Here is a 20872-nt window from a genome sequence, read left to right on the forward strand (position 1 = left end):
TATAATAAAAAAGGAGCCACTCGGCTCCTTTTTTGTATTCATATTTTGGCAAATGCTATGCGTAGTACGTTTCTACCGCATCAATAAAAGCACTTACATCATCTTTGCTTAATGCGTTGATGCCTGCCGCCGCTTCTCGGCCGCCACCAGTTGGAAACTGTCCACACACGGCCACGGCACCTTGTTTATTGTTTAACGGGGCACGTAGAGAGACCGTGTAAGTGCCATCTGCATTTTCGGTGAGTACTGCATGAGCAGAATCTGGGTTTTGATTTGCCAGCCAATTGCCATAAACACCACTGATTCGACGTGATGCGGCCGTGTTTGGTAGTTCGAACAGCTTCAGCTTACCGCTCTCATGCGTGGCAGGCACTGCCAGAGCGGCATCCATATCTTGTTGGTAAGCAGATTGCAGTTGGTAGTAAGGCGAAGTTTTATCTTCAATAGCGTCAAATGGCGACGCGTACTTCAGCAAAGCTTGGTATAAATCCGCTGGATGGAAATGTAAGTCATCCACTTTCGAACCGTAACCGTTGTAATTAATCAAAGTGCCAAGCTCTTTAAGCTGCGCTTTCTGATCGTGTGACAATCCGACCTTGTCAGCCAATTCATCTGCTTTCGCGATCATGTTATCGCCATAAGCCGCCGTAATCGCCCATGTGTGAAAACGTCCATTTAGCAATTGATCGACAATCAACGCCGTACACATATTGGCATCGAGATCGATGTGCGCATCCAAATTGCCATGCTGAGGAATATCACCCACCTTATGGTGATCGGCGTAAAACACGTGCGCGCCTTGAGCCAATGCTTGCTCTAGGCCTACCATGTTCTTTTCCATCGAAATGTCTAACACCGTTAGCTCATCACCCGCTTGCACGTCTACTTTTTCCACCAGCTTGATATCGCGCTTTACACCAGTAATTAACTGAGCCTCGATAGGATCAGCCAAGCGTAATTGTAGAAGCGCAATGATGCCATCAGCATCGCCATTAAAAATGTCGTAATTCATGGAGCGATAGTTCCTTTATCGAGAGTCATATCCCAGAGAGGGCTGAACGGTATGAGGACTATTGTGCGTGGCATATTTGACAAGTCAACTCGAGCCACGACTCGAAAATGAGAGTGACTCTCGAAATATTAAGCAGTTTGACGTTTAACTGTGTAGATTGCTGACCGCATCTTCCAGTAACAGTAGCTGCTCTAAGCCCTGCTCAGTTGCTAATGGCTTAACGACATTAAGCATCTGCAACATCCCTTGCTTCACCATTTGCTCAGTGATGCTGGTTTTCGAAGCCATTGCAGATTGATATGCCAACCAGCTACACGCAATCAAATGCAACGTACACACCAGTGACTTCAACTGCTGTTGATCAACATTAAGCAGCTTTAGCGATACAAACTCCTGCATGATCGCAATGAGGTTCGCTTGCAGCTTTTCTTGCACATCGATGTACTGCTCATGTAACTGCTCATCTCGTGACAAGACCTCAGGTAGATTCGCGTAGAAAAAGCGGTATTTCCACATTAGCGTAAAGATGGAGTCTAGGTAGCTCTTCAGCATAGTCAGGCTTTCTTGTGAGCCTTGAATAGGGGTAAATCTTTCTAAAAGTTCTGCTGAATAAAGCGCAAAGATCTCACGAACGATTTCTTGCTTATTACGGAAGTGGTAATACAGATTACCTGGGCTAATTTCGATGTGATCGGCAATGTGATTGGTGGTGATGTTGCGTTCACCATGTTGGTTGAACAACTCCAGTGCCGCGTAGACGATTTTGTCGCGCGTTTTCATTGTTATCGTGTTCCCTCTTCATTAACGAATCGAGTATAGCGACTTCACCAACCTAGGTCGATAGAGGCTCCAAATACGGTAACATAACAGACCAGTTAGAATACCCGTTGAGTTGGCGACAAGGTCTAACCAAGAGGTTTGTCTGCCGACATACCCTTGTAGCCATTCGATGGCAGCACTAAATAATAAGATACCAATCGCCACCGCCCAACGTTGACGCCAACGCCACACGCAAAAGCAACCTAAAAACGCAAATCCGCTGTACGCCATGGCGTGCTGCATTTTATCAAGATACGCAATGTTGCCCCAGTCTTGCAACTCGCCCGAGCTCAACGATAAGTAAGCAATCAGTATTGCGTAGCTGAGAATGACCAAACGTGCAGCAGCCAAGCTCATTGAATATCCTTATGCGATTGGGAATGGAAAAGCCGTCACTTGATCAATGTGGTCACAGCCGAGCGCTAGCATGATCAAACGATCGATGCCTAACGCAACACCCGCACAATCTGGCAACCCTGCCTCCAATGCGGAGATCAAATGATAGTCGATTGGCTGCGGTTTTAAACCCATGTCGAGACGCTTCGCGTTATCTTGCTCAAAACGCGCCAGTTGCTCTTTCGGGTTATCGAGCTCATGGAACCCATTTGCCAGCTCAATTCCCTTAAAATACACCTCAAAGCGATCCGCAACACGATGGTCTTGAGGATTGATTTTCGCAAGCGCCGCCTGTGATGCCGGGAAGTCGTACACAAAAGCAGGCACATCCTGACCAATTTTGTGTTCGACTCCCACGCTAAATAGCAATTGCAGTAACGTATCGCGATCTTCTTCAGGCTCTGCAATGTCACTCAAACCCAGCTTGCTTGCCGCCGCTTTCAGCTCCGTCATCGAGCCTTCTAGTGGGCACACACCCAACACATCAATGAAGGCTTGTTGATACGTCATGCGCTGCGCTGCGCCACACTTCAATACCAGTTGCAACAGATCATCCATTTCATCCATCAATTTATGATGGTCAAAGCCAACGCGATACCACTCCAACATCGTGAATTCTGGATTGTGGTAACGACCATTTTCTTCGTTACGAAATGCTTTGTTGATTTGATAAATACAACCGCTGCCAGCCGCCAGCAGGCGCTTCATGTGGAATTCAGGGCTGGTCATAAAGAACAGCTTGCTACCATCGGCATAACCCGGGCCAACAAACTCGGTTTGGAAAGTATGCAAATGAATGTCAGTCACGGTTGCGTGACTCATGGCTGGCGTGTCGACTTCCATCACCTGTCGATCAGCGAAGAATTGGCGAATCGACGCGATTAACGTCGCACGTTGACGAAGTTGGTCAATGGAAGCAGTAGGTTGCCAGTTGGTTTGCATAACAAGTCTCTCAAACTTTAATTCAGCGAGGAAAGTCTCATTCTACATGCTTTTTACTCTTCAAGAAGAGAGGAATATCCCTTCTTCTTTTTACTAACGTGCTCGCCTATTTGAGGCAAGTATTACTCGTGCCGCAGCACAAAAAACACTCAGTTAAAATCCTATTATCCATGCGGTTAATGTCACGCAACACAGGTTTAACATCCCTAATGTTAATGCTTGAGGGCCAAAACCTCGATGCCGTGATAGCAGTCACATAACCTATAAATTCTATGCCCTTAAGTGCATTACCGAAGCAAAAACCCAATTACATCAATTTTTCTGCCATGTGGCTCATCTACACTAACCCTACTACTTTTGGGGAGTTCTTTTTAAAGAGCGCCTCGTAATGACAATAACAAGCGGATTTCCGCAATCACACACTGGAGGATAACTGTGCAAATTATCACCACAGATATCGCAGTCATCGGCGCAGGCGGCGCTGGTCTTCGTACTGCTATTGCAGCGGCTGAAGCAAACCCAGACTTAGAAGTCGCTCTGATTTCTAAAGTTTATCCAATGCGCTCCCACACGGTCGCTGCAGAGGGTGGCTCAGCAGCAGTTATCAAGGATGAAGATAGCTTAGACAACCACTTCAACGACACTGTTGGCGGTGGTGACTGGCTATGTGAACAGGATGTTGTTGAATACTTTGTAGAGAACGCGACTCGCGAAATGATCCAAATGGAGCAATGGGGTTGCCCATGGAGTCGTAAAGAGAACGGTGAAGTCAACGTACGCCGCTTTGGTGGTATGAAGGTTGAACGTACTTGGTTCGCTGCAGATAAAACTGGCTTCCACATGCTTCATACGCTATTCCAGACATCCATGAAGTACAGCAACATCAAACGTTTTGATGAGTACTTTGTGGTGGATCTGCTTGTTGATGAAGGCGAAGTTCAAGGTCTGATTGCTATTCACATGTCTGAAGGCGAGCTTGTTACTATCAAAGCAAAATCTGTTGTTCTAGCAACAGGTGGGGCGGGCCGTGTTTACCACTGTAACACCAATGGTGGTATCGTAACGGGCGATGGTATGGCAATGGCTTACCGTCACGGCGTTCCTCTACGTGATATGGAGTTCGTTCAATACCACCCAACAGGTCTTCCTGGCACAGGTATCCTGATGACGGAAGGTTGTCGTGGTGAAGGCGGTATCATCGTTAACAAGAACGGCTACCGTTACTTACAAGATTACGGCATGGGCCCTGAAACTCCAGTTGGCCAACCGAAGAACAAATACATGGAACTGGGTCCTCGTGACAAAGTTTCTCAAGCTTTCTGGCACGAACAACAGAAAGGCAACACCATCAAACACCCACTGGGTGACGTGGTGCACCTAGACCTTCGCCACCTTGGTGAAGAGTACCTACAAGAGCGTCTACCGTTCATCTGTGAGCTAGCAAAAGCTTACGTAAACGTAGACCCTGCAAAAGAGCCAATTCCAATTCGTCCAACGGTTCACTACACCATGGGTGGTATCGAGACAAACGGCGGCTGTGAAACTCGCATTAAAGGTCTATTCGCGGTTGGTGAATGTGCGTCTGTTGGTCTTCATGGTGCAAACCGTCTAGGTTCTAACTCATTGGCTGAGTTTGTGGTATTTGGTCGCGTAGCGGGTGAAAACGCAGTGAAACGCGCTGAAGAATTCAAAGGTTGGAACGAGTCTGCAATCGATGCTCAAGTGAAAGCAGTTGAAGAGCGCATCGCCAAACTGATGAACCAAGAAGGTGATGAGAACTGGGCAAACATCCGCACGGAAATGGGTCATACCATGGAAGCGGGTTGTGGTATCTACCGTCAAGAAGATTTGATGCAAGAAACCATTAACAAGATCACCGAACTAAAAGAACGCTACAAACGCATCAGCATTAAAGACAAAGGCAAAGTGTTTAACACTGATCTTCTGTACGCAATTGAAGTGGGTTACGGCCTAGAAGTCGCAGAAGCGATGGTTCACTCTGCGATTCTACGTAAAGAATCTCGCGGCGCGCACCAACGTCTGGACGACGGTTGTACAGAGCGTGATGACGTGAACTTCCTAAAACACTCACTTGCTTTCTACAAACCAGATTCAGCGCCAAGTATCGATTACAGCAATGTGACTATCACTAAGTCACAACCAAAAGCTCGTCTATACGGTGAAGCAGCAGAAAAAGCCGCAGCTGAAGAGAAGAACGCAGAGGAGCAAGCATAATGTCAGCAAATCGCATTCAAAAAGTAGACATTCTGCGTTACGACCCAGAAAAAGATGCAGAACCATACAAGCAAACATTCGAAGTGCCATTCGATGAAACCATGTCTGTGCTTGACGCACTGGGCTACATTAAAGATCACCTAGACAAAGATCTCTCTTACCGTTGGTCTTGCCGTATGGCGATCTGTGGTTCTTGCGGCATCATGGTGAACAACGTACCGAAGCTTGCTTGTAAGAGCTTCCTACGTGATTACCCAGACGGTGTGACTATCGAGCCTCTAGCGAACTTCCCAATCGAGAAAGACTTGATTGTTGATATGACACCGTTCATCGAACGTCTTGAAGCAATCAAACCGTACATCATTGGTAACGACCGCAAACCAGAAGACGGTACGAACTTGCAAACGCCAGAGCAAATGGCGAAATACAAGCAGTTCGCTGGTTGTATCAACTGCGGTCTATGCTACGCGGCGTGCCCTCAGTTTGGTCTAAACCCTGAGTTCATCGGTCCTGCGGCACTAACGCTAGCGCACCGCTACAACCTAGACAGCCGTGACAACGGTAAAGATGAGCGCATGAAGCTTATCAACGGTGAAAACGGTGCTTGGGGTTGTACGTTTGTTGGTTACTGTTCTGAAGTTTGTCCGAAGAACGTTGACCCAGCAGCGGCAGTAAACCAAGGCAAAGTGGAGTCTTCTATGGACTTCGTGATTGCTATGTTGAAACCTGATGGTTCACCAAAGAAAGTGGAGGCATAAGGATGAGCAATCGTAAACCTTACGTTCGTGAAGTAAAACGCACTTGGTGGAAGAACCATCCTTTCTACCGCTTCTACATGCTACGTGAAGCGACTGTGCTGCCTTTGATCCTATTCACTCTGTTCCTAACTTTCGGTTTAGGTTGCTTGGTGAAAGGCCCTGAAGCATGGCAAGGTTGGTTGGATTTTATGGCAAACCCAATCGTAGTCGCAATCAACATCGTTGCACTACTAGGTAGCCTATTCCACGCTCAAACTTTCTTCAGCATGATGCCGCAAGTAATGCCAATTCGTTTGAAAGGCAAACTGGTGGACAAGAAAATCATCGTATTGACTCAGTGGGCCGCGGTTGCGTTCATCTCACTGATCGTTCTCATCGTGGTGTAAGGAGCTGAGCATGAAACCGAATTATAGTGTAAACACATCACCAAAACGTTCTGATGAGCCAATCTGGTGGGGTCTATTTGGTGCTGGCGGTACTTGGTTCGCGATGATCACGCCAATCACGGTATTGGTGCTGGGCATCTTGGTCCCACTAGGCGTGATTGATGCAGAAGCGATGAGCTACGAGCGTGTCTCCGAATTCGCAACCAGTATCATCGGTGCACTATTCATCATTGGCACCCTAGCTCTACCAATGTGGCATGCGATGCACCGTGTACACCACGGCATGCACGACCTTAAATTCCACACTGGTGTGATAGGTAAAATTGCATGCTATGCATTTGCAGGCCTCATTACTGCACTAGCCGTTATCTTTATCTTCATGATTTAAGATACTGACTAAAAAGAAAAAGCTGGCTCTATGCCAGCTTTTTTATTGCTTTGGGTTACCCATGATCTTTTTGCTTTTTAAGCTTTTGACCACCCATGATCTTATTGCTGTATGACCTTCTTCGTTTGGTCCATAAGACCCAGGGCGCCAAAGCCAGTAATCACATCTAGGTTTGTTTTCAAGCCCGTTTCTTCGCTACCACCAATGTAGTTTTGTGGCATCTGAACTTGGAAGTTTTGCAAGTTGTTGTACAACGAGTTCGCTACGTCTCGATTCAACTCTGCCAAATAAACTTCACGGTTTGCCCCTAACGCCGAGTACTTCGCTTTTAGGACCTCAGATTCTGCACGACCTTTCGCTAATATCGCTTTCGCTTCAAACTCAGCAGAAAGTGCGTTCGCCTTTTGAATGGCTAAGTTAGCCTCTGCGATAGCTAGCTCTTTCTCCTTCTCGACTTCAGCAAGTCGTTTGGTTTTTTCCACTTCAACGATTTCACGCTCTGCAATCTGACGTGCAACTTCCACTTCTTTTTGCTGAGCAATAATAGCGAGTTCTTTACCACGCTGAGCGTCTTGCACTTCACGTGTTCGTTGAATCTCTTTACGTAACTGCTCGGTCTCAGCCTGTGCTTTCGACGTTTCTTGTTCCTGAATCGCGCGAATACGATCCGCCACTAAACGCTTTTTATCCGCCAATAGCTGATCCAATTGCTTTTCTGGCTGTGGATCACCAATGGTCACCTGCGTCACTTGAATGCCGTATTGTTGTAACGGGTTGTCTTGACGAATTGGTTGCCCGGTTTTATCTACAACTGGCACCGTTTTCCAAACCAGTTGATTGGTGCGCTGTAGTTGGTTCGCATTGGCCTGATTCGCCCCAACAGGCGCAAGATCCAACTCTTCCACTTCAACCTGACGTCGCTCTGTTAGATAAATCCCCTCTCGCAACTGATCGCCAAGTTTCGATTTGAACTGGTTCAAACCACCTTGGAAAAACTCTTCACCCGTGTATTGGGTAGCAGTAATCACCGTCACGTTACGTGCGTTCTTTACAAGCAACGCATCAATCAAGTTACTATTGTTGCGGAACTCTTTGTGCATCTTCTTCACCGCTTCAGGGTCATTACTGAGCTTAAAGCGGAATGTTACGGGGATCTGACCAATGTAGGTGTCGGCAAATCGAACCTGAATCGCATCAAGACGTTGATAAAAATCTTCGCCCTTGCTGTTACCGAATGACACAGTGATCACTTGGTCATACTTGGTGATTTTGGACAGAAATGGCATGCGAAAATGAATGCCAGGTTCAGTAAACACATCCAACTCACCTGTGATATTGTTCTGATGCACGTAGCTGTAACCTGCATCGGTCATCAGCACAGAGCTATTAATCGTTAAGCCTATTGCCAACAGCGGTACGCCAAACACCGCAGCTTTCAATCCTTTGTGTAGTAACTGACGTCTTTCTTCCACCTTTAAACCCCTTCCTAAGCCTCTGCTTTCCATTTTGTTCTCCTTTTTGGATTGTTACTGAGTTAAATCGATAAAAATCAGATTGCTATGCAACTCAACAACAAGAACTAATGTATCAAAATGTTACATTAAGGAATAATCGACAGATTCATGAAATAAATAAGATTTTTACGAATAATACAAAATCATCGAAAATTTGCGGAGGATATCGATTTTCTATGCAGGAACATTCAAGAGAGAATTACAGGCAATAAAAAAGGCCGCCGAAGCGACCTTTCAAACAATCAATCTAAAGTACTTACTTCACACGGCCTACGTATTCAGCCGTACGAGTATCAACGCGAATCACTTCACCAATTGAGATGAACAGAGGAACACGAACAACAGCGCCAGTTGATAGCGTAGCTGGTTTACCACCAGTACCTTGAGTATCACCTTTCAGGCCTGGATCTGTGTCTACCACTTCTAGCTCAACGAAGTTTGGTGGAGTAACAGTAATTGGGTTACCGTTCCAAAGAGTGATCATACAAGTGTTGTTTTCTACCAACCACTTAGCGTTGTCACCTACCGCTTTTGCGTCCGCTGCGATCTGTTCAAACGTTTCACTGTTCATAAAGTGGTAGAATTCGCCGTCTGAATATAGATAATCTAGGTCGATATCCATTACGTCTGCCACTTCACAAGTGTCACCAGACTTGAATGTTTTCTCTAGCACTTTACCAGAAAGAAGTTTACGAATTTTAACGCGGTTGAACGCTTGGCCTTTACCTGGTTTAACGTATTCGTTTTCCAGAATTACACAAGGCTCGTTATCAAGCATTAACTTAAGACCGCCTTTAAATTCATTGGTGCTAACTGTAGCCATTTTTTCCTCTTACATTCTTAGAGCTAAATTCAATGCCGCACATAATAACCCGAAAAGTCGAATCTGTTGAGCAAAACTGGCTCAAACAGTTGGCGAATGGGATCTCTGATCCTGCAAAATTGCTCGAAATACTGGAAATTGATCCTTCACCGTGGCAAGACGGGTTTGCCGCGCGCAAGCTGTTTGCACAGCGTGTACCGCAAAGTTTTGTCGATAGGATGGAGAAAGGCAACCCTAAAGACCCTCTTTTACGTCAGGTTTTACCATTAAGTGACGAATTTGAAGTACATCCGGGCTATTCCAACGATCCGTTAGAAGAGCAGGATAATGAAGTTCCTGGCCTGCTACACAAGTATCGCAACCGCGCCTTAATGATCGTCAAAGGTGGCTGCGCGGTAAATTGCCGTTACTGTTTTCGTCGTCACTTCCCATATCAAGAAAATAAAAGCGGCAAGCAGGCATGGACAAAGTGCTTAGAGTACATGGCGCAGCAACCAGAGTTGAACGAAGTCATCTTCTCAGGTGGTGATCCATTAATGGCAAAAGACGATGAGATTCATTGGCTTTTAGAGCACATTGCTCACATACCTCACATCAAACGTCTGCGTATTCATAGCCGTTTACCTGTGGTGATTCCCGCTCGAGTCACTGATGAACTATGCCAACTGCTGCAAGCATCAAGGTTGCAAATCATCCTCGTGACTCACATCAACCATGCCAACGAAATCAATGACGAATTTGCTGAACAGATGTTCAAGCTCAAAAGAGCAGGCGTTACGCTTCTAAACCAAGGCGTTCTGCTGAAAGGCGTGAATGATTCGGTAGAAGCTCAAGTGGCATTAAGTGAAGCCTTATTTGACGCGGGTATCTTGCCTTATTACCTCCACGTTCTTGATAAGGTGCAAGGCGCGGCGCACTACTTTATTTCGGACGAAGAAGCAAAAGCCATTATGCGCGGACTCATCACGCGTGTATCGGGTTACCTGGTACCAAAACTGACACGAGAAATTGGTGGCAGGCCAAGTAAAACGCCATTGGATTTGCATTTAGAATAGGTCCTGACGCTCAATTAAATTTGTCGTCACGACCGTTCCTTTTTGTTCGCTTTGCACGGTAAGTCTATGCATACTCCGCTCTTTTGGAGGTCAAGATGCATACAGCACTCGAACAAATTTTCGATCTTGGCCCATTCAGCTGGCCTGCCCTACTATGCTGTGCCATTAATGGGCTAATGATCGGTATCGAACGCCAAACTCGTGGTAAACCTGTTGGCATTCGCACGGCAATTCTTATTATTTCAGGCACTTACCTGTTTATGTCGATGGCAGTATCGTTATCGCCAAATACACTCGATCAAGCACGCGTGCTTGGTCAGATTATTACTGGCGTCGGCTTCTTAGGCGCAGGCGTGATGATGACACTCGATGGAAAAATCCACGGCGTAACATCCGCAGCGGTTATTTGGGTACTGGCAGGATTAGGGTTGATGATCGGTTTGGGTTATTTAACGCAGTCGGTGGTCATTACCCTACTGGCTTTAACGGTGTTACTGGGCGTGGATAAAGCAGAAAACCACATCAAAGCATTGCGCCGAGGGGTTCACCAAAGAATTCAACAACGCAAAACCTCATCCCGCTTAATTAAATAGTTAACGCCGCCGATAAACTCGCTTCACCCCATCAGTAATTAAAAAGCCCTCGACGAATATCGAGGGCTTTCGGTATCTAAAAATTCTAACTTGCTCGGGGATTATTTAGCGAAGTTGATGAGTGGGAAACACTTGAAGAAACCGTTATCCGCACAGTTCAAAAGACCAATTTGTACGCCATCAATTTGATCGGTCATGTTGAAGAAACCAAACTGGAAGTTAGACTTTTTAGAGATACTCGCTAAGCCCACATCCGCCATGGTGTAGCCTTCAGAATAGTTCACCGCGCTCCAGTTCAAGCCTTTTACATTGTTCGTAATGTTGACAGCACCCAAGTTAACACCCGTCGTCTGACCTTGGTTCCAGTTAACTAAGCCTAAAGACGCACCTTTCATTTCTTGGTTTACCTTTGCTGCACCAAAAAACAGACCGAAGTTCACACCTGTCGTACGATCCGTTTCTGACATACCAAGCAGTGAAAAGTCGACACCTTTAACCTCATTCACCTGTCCATGCAACACGGCTAAACGAACACCACCAACTGACGAGTTAGAAGGTGCGTTTGTGTTGTCGATAGTAGAGAACATCACAGGTGTACTGTCAGCAAGAGCAACTGGTGATGCGATAGCGGCTGCAACCGCCAATGACGTCATAAGCTTTTTCATTTTCATCTCCATGATGGGAAGCAACAATTTACAACATAGTGTAATGTTCAGATTTTGCGCTATCCACGTTCAAAAAGTGTTAGCGGTAGGTCAGATTTAACCATCTGACTCAAAAGAAAAAATTTTGTCGCTTCTATTTTCATGTTTTTCCACTGACATTTCTTGAACTCGCCTCTCACAATCGAAGCCACATCAGAATGCTAAGTTTCTCGGATAACGCGCATAAAAAAGTCGAGGCAAATGCCTCGACTTTTAAAGGTTTGGTCGGTTATCTTTCCGCTATAAGGATTCCCTTAGAGCAAAGAGATAAGCTGGCTTACATCATGCCGCCCATGCCGCCCATGCCACCCATGCCGCCCATGTCAGGCATCGCTGGTGCGTCTTTTTGCGGTAGGTCAGTAACCATTGCTTCAGTCGTGATCATCAGACCCGCAACCGATGCTGCGAACTGTAGCGCAGAACGAGTTACTTTCGTTGGGTCTAGGATACCCATTTCTAGCATGTCGCCGTATTCGCCTGTTGCCGCGTTGTAACCGTAAGAGCCTTCACCCGCTTTCACGTTGTTCGCAACCACTGAGTCTTCCTCACCTGCGTTCTTCGTGATTTGACGGATTGGCGCTTCCATTGCACGTAGTGCAACGCGGATACCAACGTTTTGCTCTTCGTTGTCACCCGTTAGGTGAGCAATCTTAGATGCCGCGCGGATAAGTGCAACACCACCACCAGCAACAACACCTTCTTCAACCGCTGCACGAGTTGCGGCTAGCGCATCTTCTACACGGTCTTTCTTCTCTTTCATTTCAACTTCAGTTGCTGCACCAACTTTGATTACTGCAACACCGCCAGCCAGTTTCGCTACGCGCTCTTGTAGTTTCTCTTTGTCGTAGTCTGAAGTTGCGTCTTCGATTTGTTGACGAATTTGAGCTACGCGGCCAGAGATCATCTCTTCTTCACCGATACCATCGATGATAGTCGTGTTTTCTTTCGTGATAGAAACACGCTTCGCTTGACCTAGATCTTCTAGTGCTACTTTTTCAAGCTCTAGACCGATTTCTTCAGAAATCACAGTACCGCCAGTTAGGATAGCGATGTCTTGTAGCATTGCTTTACGACGGTCACCGAAGCCAGGTGCTTTCACTGCTGCAACTTTCACGATGCCACGCATGTTGTTGACAACCAATGTTGCTAGCGCTTCGCCTTCTACATCTTCTGCGATGATAAGCAGTGGACGAGACGCTTTCGCTACAGCTTCTAGCGTTGGAAGAAGTTCACGAATGTTTGAGATCTTCTTATCAACTAGCAGGATGAATGGGTTTTCTAGATCAACACTGCCTGACTCTTGGTTGTTGATGAAGTAAGGAGATAGGTAACCGCGGTCGAACTGCATACCTTCTACTACGTCTAGCTCATCTTGTAGCGCCTGACCTTCTTCAACAGTGATAACGCCATCACGGCCCACACGCTCCATTGCTTCAGCAATGATGTTACCTACGCTTGCGTCTGAGTTTGCAGAGATAGTACCAACCTGTGCGATCGCTTTCGTGTCGTTACATTCAACAGAAAGCTCTTTTAGTTGCTCTACTGCTGCTGCTACTGCTTTGTCGATACCACGCTTAAGGTCCATTGGGTTCATACCCGCGGCGACTGCTTTTAGACCTTCGTTTACGATAGATTGTGCTAGTACTGTTGCTGTTGTTGTACCGTCACCTGCCGCGTCGTTTGCTTTAGACGCAACTTCTTTAACCATTTGTGCGCCCATGTTCTGGAATTTATCTTCCAGTTCAATTTCACGCGCTACTGATACACCATCTTTCGTGATAGTCGGTGCACCAAAAGATTTGTCTAGAACGACATTACGTCCTTTAGGACCCAGTGTTACTTTTACTGCGTCAGCCAGAACGTTTACACCTTCTAGCATTTTAACTCGTGCGTCATTACCAAATTTAACGTCTTTAGCAGCCATCTTTGATTTCCTTTCTAAAATTCTTTGTGTGTAATTTCGTAATTGAATCTGAGCAAAAAATTACTCAATGATTGCTATTATTCAACGATCGCCATGATGTCGTTTTCAGACATGACAAGCACTTCTTTACCGTCGATTTTTTCAGTTTTTGTACCGTAACCTTCAGCGAAGATAACAGTATCACCAACTTTAACGTCCAGCGGCAGTACTGTGCCGTTTTCTAGGATGCGGCCTTTACCCACAGCTAGAACAACACCGCGAGTTGATTTTTCTGCAGCAGAACCAGTCAGAACGATGCCACCAGCAGACTTAGATTCAACTTCTTTACGTTCAACGATAACTCGGTCATGTAATGGACGAATGTTCATCGGTCGTCTCTCCTGAAAATTTCCATGTTTATTTGATAATTGTCCTTAGGGACTGTAGCCCCAGACACGTGATCCCTATATAAGGGGTCGAAGCAGCGATCCCAAGGGGGTGGCACAAAAATTTTGTGACTTAGTTAAAATAACGAACAACTAAGCAACGGTTTGCGTTCGAAATGCTCACTCGCCCAGCATCTCGCTTTCTTGTATCCTTGCAGTTTGCTCACCACATAGTTGTCATACATGCAGGAAAATAACAAGCTGGAACCCCAAGCGACCGATAAGCATGGTTTGTTGACCGCACCTATTCCTGAAACGCTGCGGAAAATGACCGTCCCCATGACCATGGGCATGATCGCGATTTTGATGTTTAACTTGGTGGACACGTTTTTTATCTCGTTGCTTGGTACTCAAGCGCTAGCGGCGATCAGCTATACCTTCCCTGTAACCTTTGCGGTTAACTGCATCACGATGGGGATAGGGATGGGTCTATCGACCAATATTGGTCGCTTACTTGGACAAGGTCACGCCCCACAAGCCGCTCGGTTTACCACTCACGGTTTGTTATTAGCGGTGTTACTCGTGGCTATCGCCTCTTCGATTGGCTTTGCCACTATTGCACCACTGTTCCGCTTTCTTGGCGCAGCCGACGACCTAATTCCACTCATCGAAGAGTACATGCAGGTGTGGTATCTCACCATTCCATTGTTGGTGATCCCGATGGCAGGCAACAGTGCGATACGAGCATCTGGGGATACAAAAACACCCGCCAAAATCATGATGTTGGCAGGCTTGATTAACGGCATGCTCGATCCACTACTGATCTTCGGACTTGGCCCATTCCCCGAGCTTGGTATCCAAGGTGCGGCAATAGCCAGTGCTTTTAGCTGGTTAGGTGCACTATGTGGCTCATTCTATGTGCTAGTTAAACGCGAAAAGTTGCTCGCTCAACCCCAATGGTCCTTACTGAAACAAGATTGGCAGCAAACGTTAAAAATCGGCACTCCTGCCGCACTGTCGAACGCGATGAATCCATTGTCGGGCGCAATTTTGATGATGCTTTTATCCAACCACGGTACGGCAGCAGTTGCGGCTTACGGTGCGGCGCAGCGTATTGAGTCTATTTTGATCCTAGTCTTGATGTCTCTGACCTCAGCACTCACACCATTCATGGCACAAAACTTAGGGGCGAAAAACCCTCAACGCGCCTTTTCCGGCTTATTTATCAGCATGCGTTTTGCGGTCGTGTTCCAAGGGTTTATCTTCTTGATGATGGTGCCATTGAGTATTCCTCTAGCGGCATTGTTCTCGCAGGAAGAAGCGGTTAAAAATCTGCTGTGGCATTACCTGCTTGTGGTGCCGTTCAGTTATGGTTTTCAAGGCATTGTGATGATGTTAATCAGTGGGTTGAATGCGATGCACAAACCATTACGAGCATTCCAATGGAGCTTTATGCGTTTGTTTGTGTTTACCCTGCCATCAGCATGGATCGGAAGCCAAATTTACAGTATTGAAGGCTTGTTTATAGGTATCGCAGTAGGGAATACGTTAGGTGGCCTACTTGGCTATATGTTTGCACTGCGCGAACGTAAATTGACGCTCATTGAACAGAGCAGCGCTTCGTAAGATTCTGTCGATTCTGTCCGATGCGTCAGTTTCCTTTTGCTGATACTCAAATACAAAAAAACCGCGGAAAGCCGCGGTTTTTCTTTATCTATTTCAAACTTGCTTAGAACAGTTCTTCAGCAACTTTGTATAGATCGTTGCGTACTGGACGCTTCATGTTTTCGATCGCGTCGATGATGTCGTGGTGAACAAGTTGCTCTTTCACGATACCGACACAGCGACCACCATGACCTTCGATCAATAGGTGAACAGCGTAGTTACCCATGCGAGATGCTAGAACACGGTCAAATGCAGTTGGACGACCACCACGTTGGATGTGACCAAGTACTGTTGCACGAGTTTCACGACCTGTCGCCGCTTCGATGTCACGTGCTAGTTCATTAGCATCCATCATTAGCTCAGTCAACGCGATGATTGCGTGTTTCTTACCTTTTGCAATGCCGTCTTGGATGTTGCTGATCAGCTTGTCTTTGTCTAGACCAGTTTCTGGAGTGATGATGTACTCACAACCACCCGCGATTGCAGACATCAGAGTTAGGTCACCACAGTGACGGCCCATGATTTCTACAATTGAAATACGTTGGTGAGATGAAGAAGTATCACGTAGACGGTCGATTGCATCGATAACTGTGTTTAGTGCACTTAGGTAGCCCACTGTGTAGTCAGTACCAGCGATATCGTTATCGATTGTGCCTGGAAGACCGATACATGGGTAACCCATTTCAGTCAGTTTCTTCGCCCCCATGTACGAACCGTCGCCACCGATCACGACTAGCGCATCGATACCATGTTTTTTCAGGTTCTCAATCGCTTTTTCACGCACTTCCACTTCTTTAAATTCAGGGAAACGTGCAGAACCTAGGAACGTACCACCTTTGTTGATCACATCTGAAACGCTAGAACGATCTAGCTTCTCGATGCGGCCTTCGTATAGGCCTAGGTAGCCGTCGTACACACCGAATACTTCCAATCCCTCGGATAGTGCTGTACGTACTACGCCGCGTATCGCCGCGTTCATACCAGGTGCGTCACCGCCACTTGTTAAAACACCGATCTTCTTAATCATGCTCACCCTCGATCTTTGGCAATCAATTATTTAATTTTCTTTTAGGCCCCTTGTTACCAAGCAACCTGCATAATCCAGAACTGTGCGTTATGTTACATTTCCTCTACAGGATTACCAATGAAAACGCACTTTTTTATGTAACTTTTCTACTTATGTAAGAGTATTACAGTTTCTCTATGAAACTTTGTTGATTCACATCAGGATCACGAATCTTAATAAGTATTGATGGAAAGATAGTCAATAAGTGCCTGTTTGTCGTCAGGCACTTATGGATTTTTCGAGCCCTACCAATCTTGCGCTTTTTGCTCTTTCTCTGGCCCAAAAACGACAGACAACGGATCTTGATGGATCAAAACATCCGCATCAGGAAACAAAGCTAAAAGGTTTTCTTCAACTTTATCGGCAATATAGTGCGCTTCGATTAAACGTAAGTTATCGTCTAGCTCCAAGTGCAACTGAATAAATCGTGTCGGTCCTGACATACGGGTGCGCAGTTGATGAACCCCAAGAACCCCTTTCACATTCAAACATTCATTGCGGATTTGCTCCAATTCGGAATCCGGCAGCTTTCGGTCTAATAACGTCTGAATCGCTTCGCTGACCATTTTGAAGGCGCTGTAAAGAATGAAGACACCAATGCCAATCGCAAACACCGCATCCGCTTGCGTCACGCCAAAGTAGCTGAGTCCCAGAGCCACCATGATCGCAGCGTTCATATACAAATCAGTCTGATAATGCAGAGAATCCGCCGCGATTGCTTGGCTCCCTGTCACGCGCACCACATGTTTTTGGAACATCACCAAGCCAAGTGTGACCACAATCGCAAACAGCGATACATAAACACCGAGCTCCGGCGCATGCAGTGCGTGTGGACGGAAAAATCGGTCAATCCCGTTCAGGATCAAAAATACCGCCGACCCCGAAATAAACATCGCCTGAGCCAAGGCCGCTAGAGACTCAGCTTTACCATGCCCAAACGTATGTTCGCGGTCTGCTGGTTGTAAGGCATAACGGACAACAACGAGATTTACCACCGACGCGGCGATATCCAACATTGAGTCGATCAGTGATGCCAATAGGCTAACTGAGCCGGTTACCCACCATGTGATGACTTTTACAATCAAGAGAAGAGTCGCCACAATAGTTGCAGTCCAAGCTGCGGTCGTCACTAAACGTGCATATTGCTGTTTCATAATCAAAGAGTTAACTCAAACCATACGTTGAGTATATTGAATGCCCATGAAATAACCAGATCAAAAAGAGGCAACCAATGGCTGCCTCTTTATATAACATCAATTCATGACTTAATTATTGCGGTATTTTTCCATGCGCTTATGCATTCTGTCGCCACACTCTTGCATGCGTTCATTTTGCAACTTCACAAAATCTGCTTTTTGTTCTGGCGTTAATACGCTCAGCATTTGGTGCTTTCTTTCTAGCATTTGCACACGGTGCTCAGTTTGGCGTTCAACCATTTCTTTTGCTAATGCGGTCGCTTGTGCTTCATCAAAACTATCCGCTAGTAAGAGTGACTGCATTTTTGCGTGGTGTGCTTGTCGCTCAGCCATACGAGCTTCGCGATTTTCAGAATATTTGCCTTTCATCTGTGCGCGGTTTGCTTCACGGAAAGACTTAAGCTGATCTTTTTGAGCATCCGTCAAATTCAAATCACGCATAATGCCGCGGTCCATTCCCATGCCACATTCATCACGCGGGCCTTGATGATGGTTTTTACCACCGTAAGCGAATGCGCTTGCTGCGCCGAGGGTAAGAGGTAGAACAACAGCAGCTAACACAAGTTTTTTTGCAGATTTCATAATTTGATTCCTTACACAGGTGAGTGATTCTTTTGAGCTGTTCTCACAGCGCTTGAGTATAGAATACGACCCACTAGGTAAAGCGACGTATAGGGAGCGTAAAGAATCGTAAAGAGTGATTTTTACCCTCTTCGCAGCACATCATTCCAATGTAATATTAAGCTATCGGTAAGTTACTATAGGTGCCCCCATGGCAAACATTCTTTTAATTGATGACGATATCGAGCTAACCAGCTTATTAAAAGAAGTACTCAGTTTCGAAGGATTTGACGTCAGCGAAGCAAATGATGGCGAAGCAGGCTTAGCTGCGGTCAATGATAAGATTGATTTGATTTTGTTGGATGTCATGATGCCGAAGCTAAATGGCATGGAAACCCTTAAACGCTTGCGTGAAAACTGGGAAACTCCTGTCTTGATGCTGACCGCTAAAGGGGAAGAAATTGACCGCGTGATTGGTTTAGAGCTAGGCGCGGATGATTATCTACCGAAACCTTTTAGTGACCGTGAACTGTTAGCTCGTATCCGTGCGATCTTACGCCGTACCAGCAGCACACAGAAAAACACCAAAAACAGCGATTGCATTGAGTATCAAGAGCTCCGTCTTTACCCAGGTAAACAAGAAGCATACTGCGATCAACAGTTGCTCGATCTCACAGCAACCGAGTTTGCTCTGTTGACCCACTTTGTGCAAAACCCAGGACAAGTGCTAACTAAAGAAACATTGAGCTTAGATGTGCTTGGTAAACGACTCGCCGCTTTTGATCGCGCGATCGATATGCATGTTTCGAACTTACGTAAAAAATTACCAGATCAGAGCAATGGCAAGCCGCGAATCAAAACCCTGCGTGGTCGTGGCTACATGCTGCTTGAGGAGGATTAATGCGCCTATCACGCATCAAACTGCCAAACATCAATAGCTTGTATGGACGCATCTTTGCCATTTTTTGGTTCACTATGTTATTGGTGCTGATAGCTGTGCTATCACTGCCACATTTGGACCCTCGCAAAGCTCGCGACATTCCAGAAGAGCACTATAAACGTATGGTAGAAACGCGTGACGCAATCCAACAAAAATACAGTCAGCAAACTGATTTAGGTCGAATACTATTTCGTATCGAGGGTAACCGTCACGGTAAGCATGACCCTCGTCCGCGCGTATTTTTTTCTGACTACAGCGGTAATGTTCTTACGACAGAAAAACGCAGTAATTTCCAATTACGTGCCATGCAAAACTTTGTCACCAGTATCGAAGATTACAACCAGCCAAAGCAGAAACTGTATGGTCGATACATGATTGCAGGTCCAATCCCGATAACTTTGGCTGGCTCCGATATCTTGATGTATGTGGGCTTCAAGTGGAATGAGCCACCACCACTACTCTTGCGTCTGTTTGATCACCCATTCCAGCTGTTGCTCGCGGTCATGCTGGTTAGTACACCATTGCTGTTATGGCTTGCCTGGGCACTAAGTCAGCCAGCGCGTCGTCTTGAAGCCGCCGCTCAACGTGTCGCGAAAGGCGAATTTGTCACAGACCCAAATTTAGAAAAAGGCACAGCAGAGTTTCGTCAGGCTGGCAGCAGCTTCAACCAGATGGTCGAGGCGGTCAATCAGATGATTTCAGGACAGCAACGCCTGCTATCCGACATCTCTCACGAGTTACGCTCACCTTTAACTCGCCTACGTATGGCGAGCGCATTAGCGACGCGTAAGCAGGGTGAAAGCCCAGAACTGACTCGTATCGATACCGAAGCGCAGCGCCTGGAACAGATGATCAGCGAATTGCTTGAACTGTCTCGCATGCAGGCGAACAGCCATATGACTCGCGAAACGCAGCCACTGGAAAGTTTGTGGGAAGAGATCATTAAAGATGCGCAGTTTGAAGCTGAGCAAATGGGTAAGCACCTACACTATTCTGAACTGCCAAAACGAAGTATCTCCGGCAATCCTAAACTGCTGATGAGTGCGGTGGAAAACATCGTTCGTAACGCCATTTATTACGGGAAAGATGAGGTGCAAATCGACATCAAGGCCGATGATGATACGCTGCATATCACGGTTGATGACAATGGCGAGGGCGTTCCAGAAGAAGAATTAGCCGCGATTTTTCGCCCGTTTTATCGCGTTTCGACTGCCCGCGATCGCCACTCCGGCGGCACGGGTCTCGGCCTAACCATTACCGAAAGTGCCATCCGCCAGCACAGTGGCACGATCGCAGCCAGTCGAAGTCCGTTAGGCGGATTGCGCATGAGTATCACCTTACCTATCAATCGTTAACTTCAAGCCGATGAGCTAACAGTAAGCCACACCCAATTTCTAGAGTGAGAGATTCACTGCTTCATCTTCACTTTAGAAATTGGGTGGGAACGCCTTCGAATACCCTTACAAAGATCAAAGTTGATAATAATTATCGTTAGCATTAAAGTAAATTTTCCAATTAAGGAGGATTTAC

General features: G+C 46.3%; 21 protein-coding genes. 9 read left to right on the forward strand and 12 right to left on the reverse strand.

Going from position 1 to position 20872, the window contains the following annotated elements; translation table 11 throughout:
* Positions 1-55: 55 nt before the first annotated feature.
* From F7Y48_RS19830 to epmA, 4 genes are all read right to left on the reverse strand, one after another.
* Positions 56-1012 carry a DHH family phosphoesterase gene (locus F7Y48_RS19830; protein ID WP_316685315.1) on the reverse strand — a complete coding sequence of 319 codons (957 nt, stop codon included), beginning with the start codon at positions 1010-1012 and terminating at the stop codon, positions 56-58.
* Between the two features lie 144 nt (positions 1013-1156).
* Positions 1157-1792, reverse strand: a complete 636-nt coding sequence (locus F7Y48_RS19835) for a TetR/AcrR family transcriptional regulator (protein ID WP_316685316.1) — start codon at positions 1790-1792, stop codon at positions 1157-1159.
* A 21-nt stretch (positions 1793-1813) separates the two neighbouring features.
* Positions 1814-2188 carry a VanZ family protein gene (locus tag F7Y48_RS19840; protein WP_316685317.1) on the reverse strand — a complete coding sequence of 125 codons (375 nt, stop codon included), beginning with the start codon at positions 2186-2188 and terminating at the stop codon, positions 1814-1816.
* 9 nt (positions 2189-2197) lie between these two features.
* Positions 2198-3169: an elongation factor P--(R)-beta-lysine ligase gene (epmA, locus tag F7Y48_RS19845; RefSeq protein WP_046874653.1), complete on the reverse strand. Its 972-nt coding sequence runs from the start codon at positions 3167-3169 to the stop codon at positions 2198-2200.
* 435 nt (positions 3170-3604) lie between these two features.
* On the opposite strand from epmA, the gene frdA reads away from it, so the two are divergent.
* Genes frdA through frdD form a run of 4 tightly spaced genes read left to right on the forward strand, consistent with a single transcriptional unit; the run spans position 3605 to position 6936 of the window.
* Positions 3605-5404: a fumarate reductase (quinol) flavoprotein subunit gene (gene frdA, locus F7Y48_RS19850; protein ID WP_047010259.1), complete on the forward strand. Its 1800-nt coding sequence runs from the start codon at positions 3605-3607 to the stop codon at positions 5402-5404.
* Positions 5404-6162 carry a succinate dehydrogenase/fumarate reductase iron-sulfur subunit gene (locus F7Y48_RS19855; RefSeq protein WP_005381489.1) on the forward strand — a complete coding sequence of 253 codons (759 nt, stop codon included), beginning with the start codon at positions 5404-5406 and terminating at the stop codon, positions 6160-6162. The genes frdA and F7Y48_RS19855 overlap by 1 nt, the downstream gene beginning before the upstream one ends.
* 2 nt (positions 6163-6164) lie before the next feature.
* A complete protein-coding gene (gene frdC / locus F7Y48_RS19860; protein WP_005395419.1) occupies positions 6165-6548 on the forward strand; it encodes a fumarate reductase subunit FrdC in 384 nt (127 codons plus the stop codon).
* Between the two features lie 10 nt (positions 6549-6558).
* Complete coding sequence (gene frdD / locus F7Y48_RS19865; protein WP_005395421.1) at positions 6559-6936, forward strand: fumarate reductase subunit FrdD; 378 nt, start codon at positions 6559-6561, stop codon at positions 6934-6936.
* Between the two features lie 101 nt (positions 6937-7037).
* Here the strand turns inward: frdD and F7Y48_RS19870 are convergent, their stop codons facing one another.
* Positions 7038-8441 carry an SPFH domain-containing protein gene (locus F7Y48_RS19870; protein ID WP_005395423.1) on the reverse strand — a complete coding sequence of 468 codons (1404 nt, stop codon included), beginning with the start codon at positions 8439-8441 and terminating at the stop codon, positions 7038-7040.
* 265 nt (positions 8442-8706) lie between these two features.
* Positions 8707-9273: an elongation factor P gene (gene efp / locus F7Y48_RS19875; RefSeq protein ID WP_005395425.1), complete on the reverse strand. Its 567-nt coding sequence runs from the start codon at positions 9271-9273 to the stop codon at positions 8707-8709.
* Positions 9274-9305: 32 nt separating this feature from the next.
* Between efp and epmB the strand changes: the two genes are divergently transcribed.
* Positions 9306-10328 carry an EF-P beta-lysylation protein EpmB gene (gene epmB, locus F7Y48_RS19880; protein ID WP_005381502.1) on the forward strand — a complete coding sequence of 341 codons (1023 nt, stop codon included), beginning with the start codon at positions 9306-9308 and terminating at the stop codon, positions 10326-10328.
* 95 nt (positions 10329-10423) lie between these two features.
* Positions 10424-10921, forward strand: a complete 498-nt coding sequence (locus F7Y48_RS19885; protein ID WP_005395427.1) for an MgtC/SapB family protein — start codon at positions 10424-10426, stop codon at positions 10919-10921.
* 101 nt (positions 10922-11022) lie between these two features.
* On the opposite strand, the gene F7Y48_RS19890 is transcribed toward F7Y48_RS19885, so the two are convergent.
* The 3 genes from F7Y48_RS19890 to F7Y48_RS19900 all read right to left on the reverse strand — a co-directional run bounded on the left by F7Y48_RS19890 (position 11023) and on the right by F7Y48_RS19900 (position 13917).
* Complete coding sequence (locus F7Y48_RS19890) at positions 11023-11586, reverse strand: VC2662 family protein (protein ID WP_005395435.1); 564 nt, start codon at positions 11584-11586, stop codon at positions 11023-11025.
* 316 nt (positions 11587-11902) lie between these two features.
* Entirely contained in the window at positions 11903-13549 is a 1647-nt protein-coding gene (groL, locus tag F7Y48_RS19895) for a chaperonin GroEL (RefSeq protein ID WP_005381509.1), read from the reverse strand.
* 77 nt (positions 13550-13626) lie between these two features.
* A complete protein-coding gene (locus F7Y48_RS19900; RefSeq protein ID WP_005381516.1) occupies positions 13627-13917 on the reverse strand; it encodes a co-chaperone GroES in 291 nt (96 codons plus the stop codon).
* A 240-nt stretch (positions 13918-14157) separates the two neighbouring features.
* Between F7Y48_RS19900 and F7Y48_RS19905 the strand changes: the two genes are divergently transcribed.
* Positions 14158-15540, forward strand: a complete 1383-nt coding sequence (locus tag F7Y48_RS19905; protein WP_074190085.1) for an MATE family efflux transporter — start codon at positions 14158-14160, stop codon at positions 15538-15540.
* Between the two features lie 103 nt (positions 15541-15643).
* Here the strand turns inward: F7Y48_RS19905 and pfkA are convergent, their stop codons facing one another.
* From pfkA to F7Y48_RS19920, 3 genes are all read right to left on the reverse strand, one after another.
* Entirely contained in the window at positions 15644-16606 is a 963-nt protein-coding gene (gene pfkA, locus F7Y48_RS19910) for a 6-phosphofructokinase (protein ID WP_005397529.1), read from the reverse strand.
* Between the two features lie 284 nt (positions 16607-16890).
* Positions 16891-17799: a CDF family cation-efflux transporter FieF gene (fieF, locus tag F7Y48_RS19915; RefSeq protein ID WP_005397530.1), complete on the reverse strand. Its 909-nt coding sequence runs from the start codon at positions 17797-17799 to the stop codon at positions 16891-16893.
* A gap of 111 nt (positions 17800-17910) precedes the next feature.
* Positions 17911-18423, reverse strand: a complete 513-nt coding sequence (locus tag F7Y48_RS19920) for a CpxP family protein (RefSeq protein ID WP_256954742.1) — start codon at positions 18421-18423, stop codon at positions 17911-17913.
* A 190-nt stretch (positions 18424-18613) separates the two neighbouring features.
* Here F7Y48_RS19920 and F7Y48_RS19925 point away from each other — a divergent pair, with 190 nt between their 5' ends.
* Both F7Y48_RS19925 and cpxA read left to right on the forward strand, forming a co-directional pair.
* Complete coding sequence (locus F7Y48_RS19925; protein WP_005397534.1) at positions 18614-19303, forward strand: response regulator; 690 nt, start codon at positions 18614-18616, stop codon at positions 19301-19303.
* Complete coding sequence (gene cpxA / locus F7Y48_RS19930; RefSeq protein WP_134648267.1) at positions 19303-20697, forward strand: envelope stress sensor histidine kinase CpxA; 1395 nt, start codon at positions 19303-19305, stop codon at positions 20695-20697. The genes F7Y48_RS19925 and cpxA overlap by 1 nt, the downstream gene beginning before the upstream one ends.
* The last annotated feature ends 175 nt before the right edge of the window (positions 20698-20872 follow it).

This window comes from Vibrio sp. 2-1-2a (assembly GCF_032648565.1).
In the GTDB taxonomy this organism is placed as follows: domain Bacteria; phylum Pseudomonadota; class Gammaproteobacteria; order Enterobacterales; family Vibrionaceae; genus Vibrio; species Vibrio diabolicus.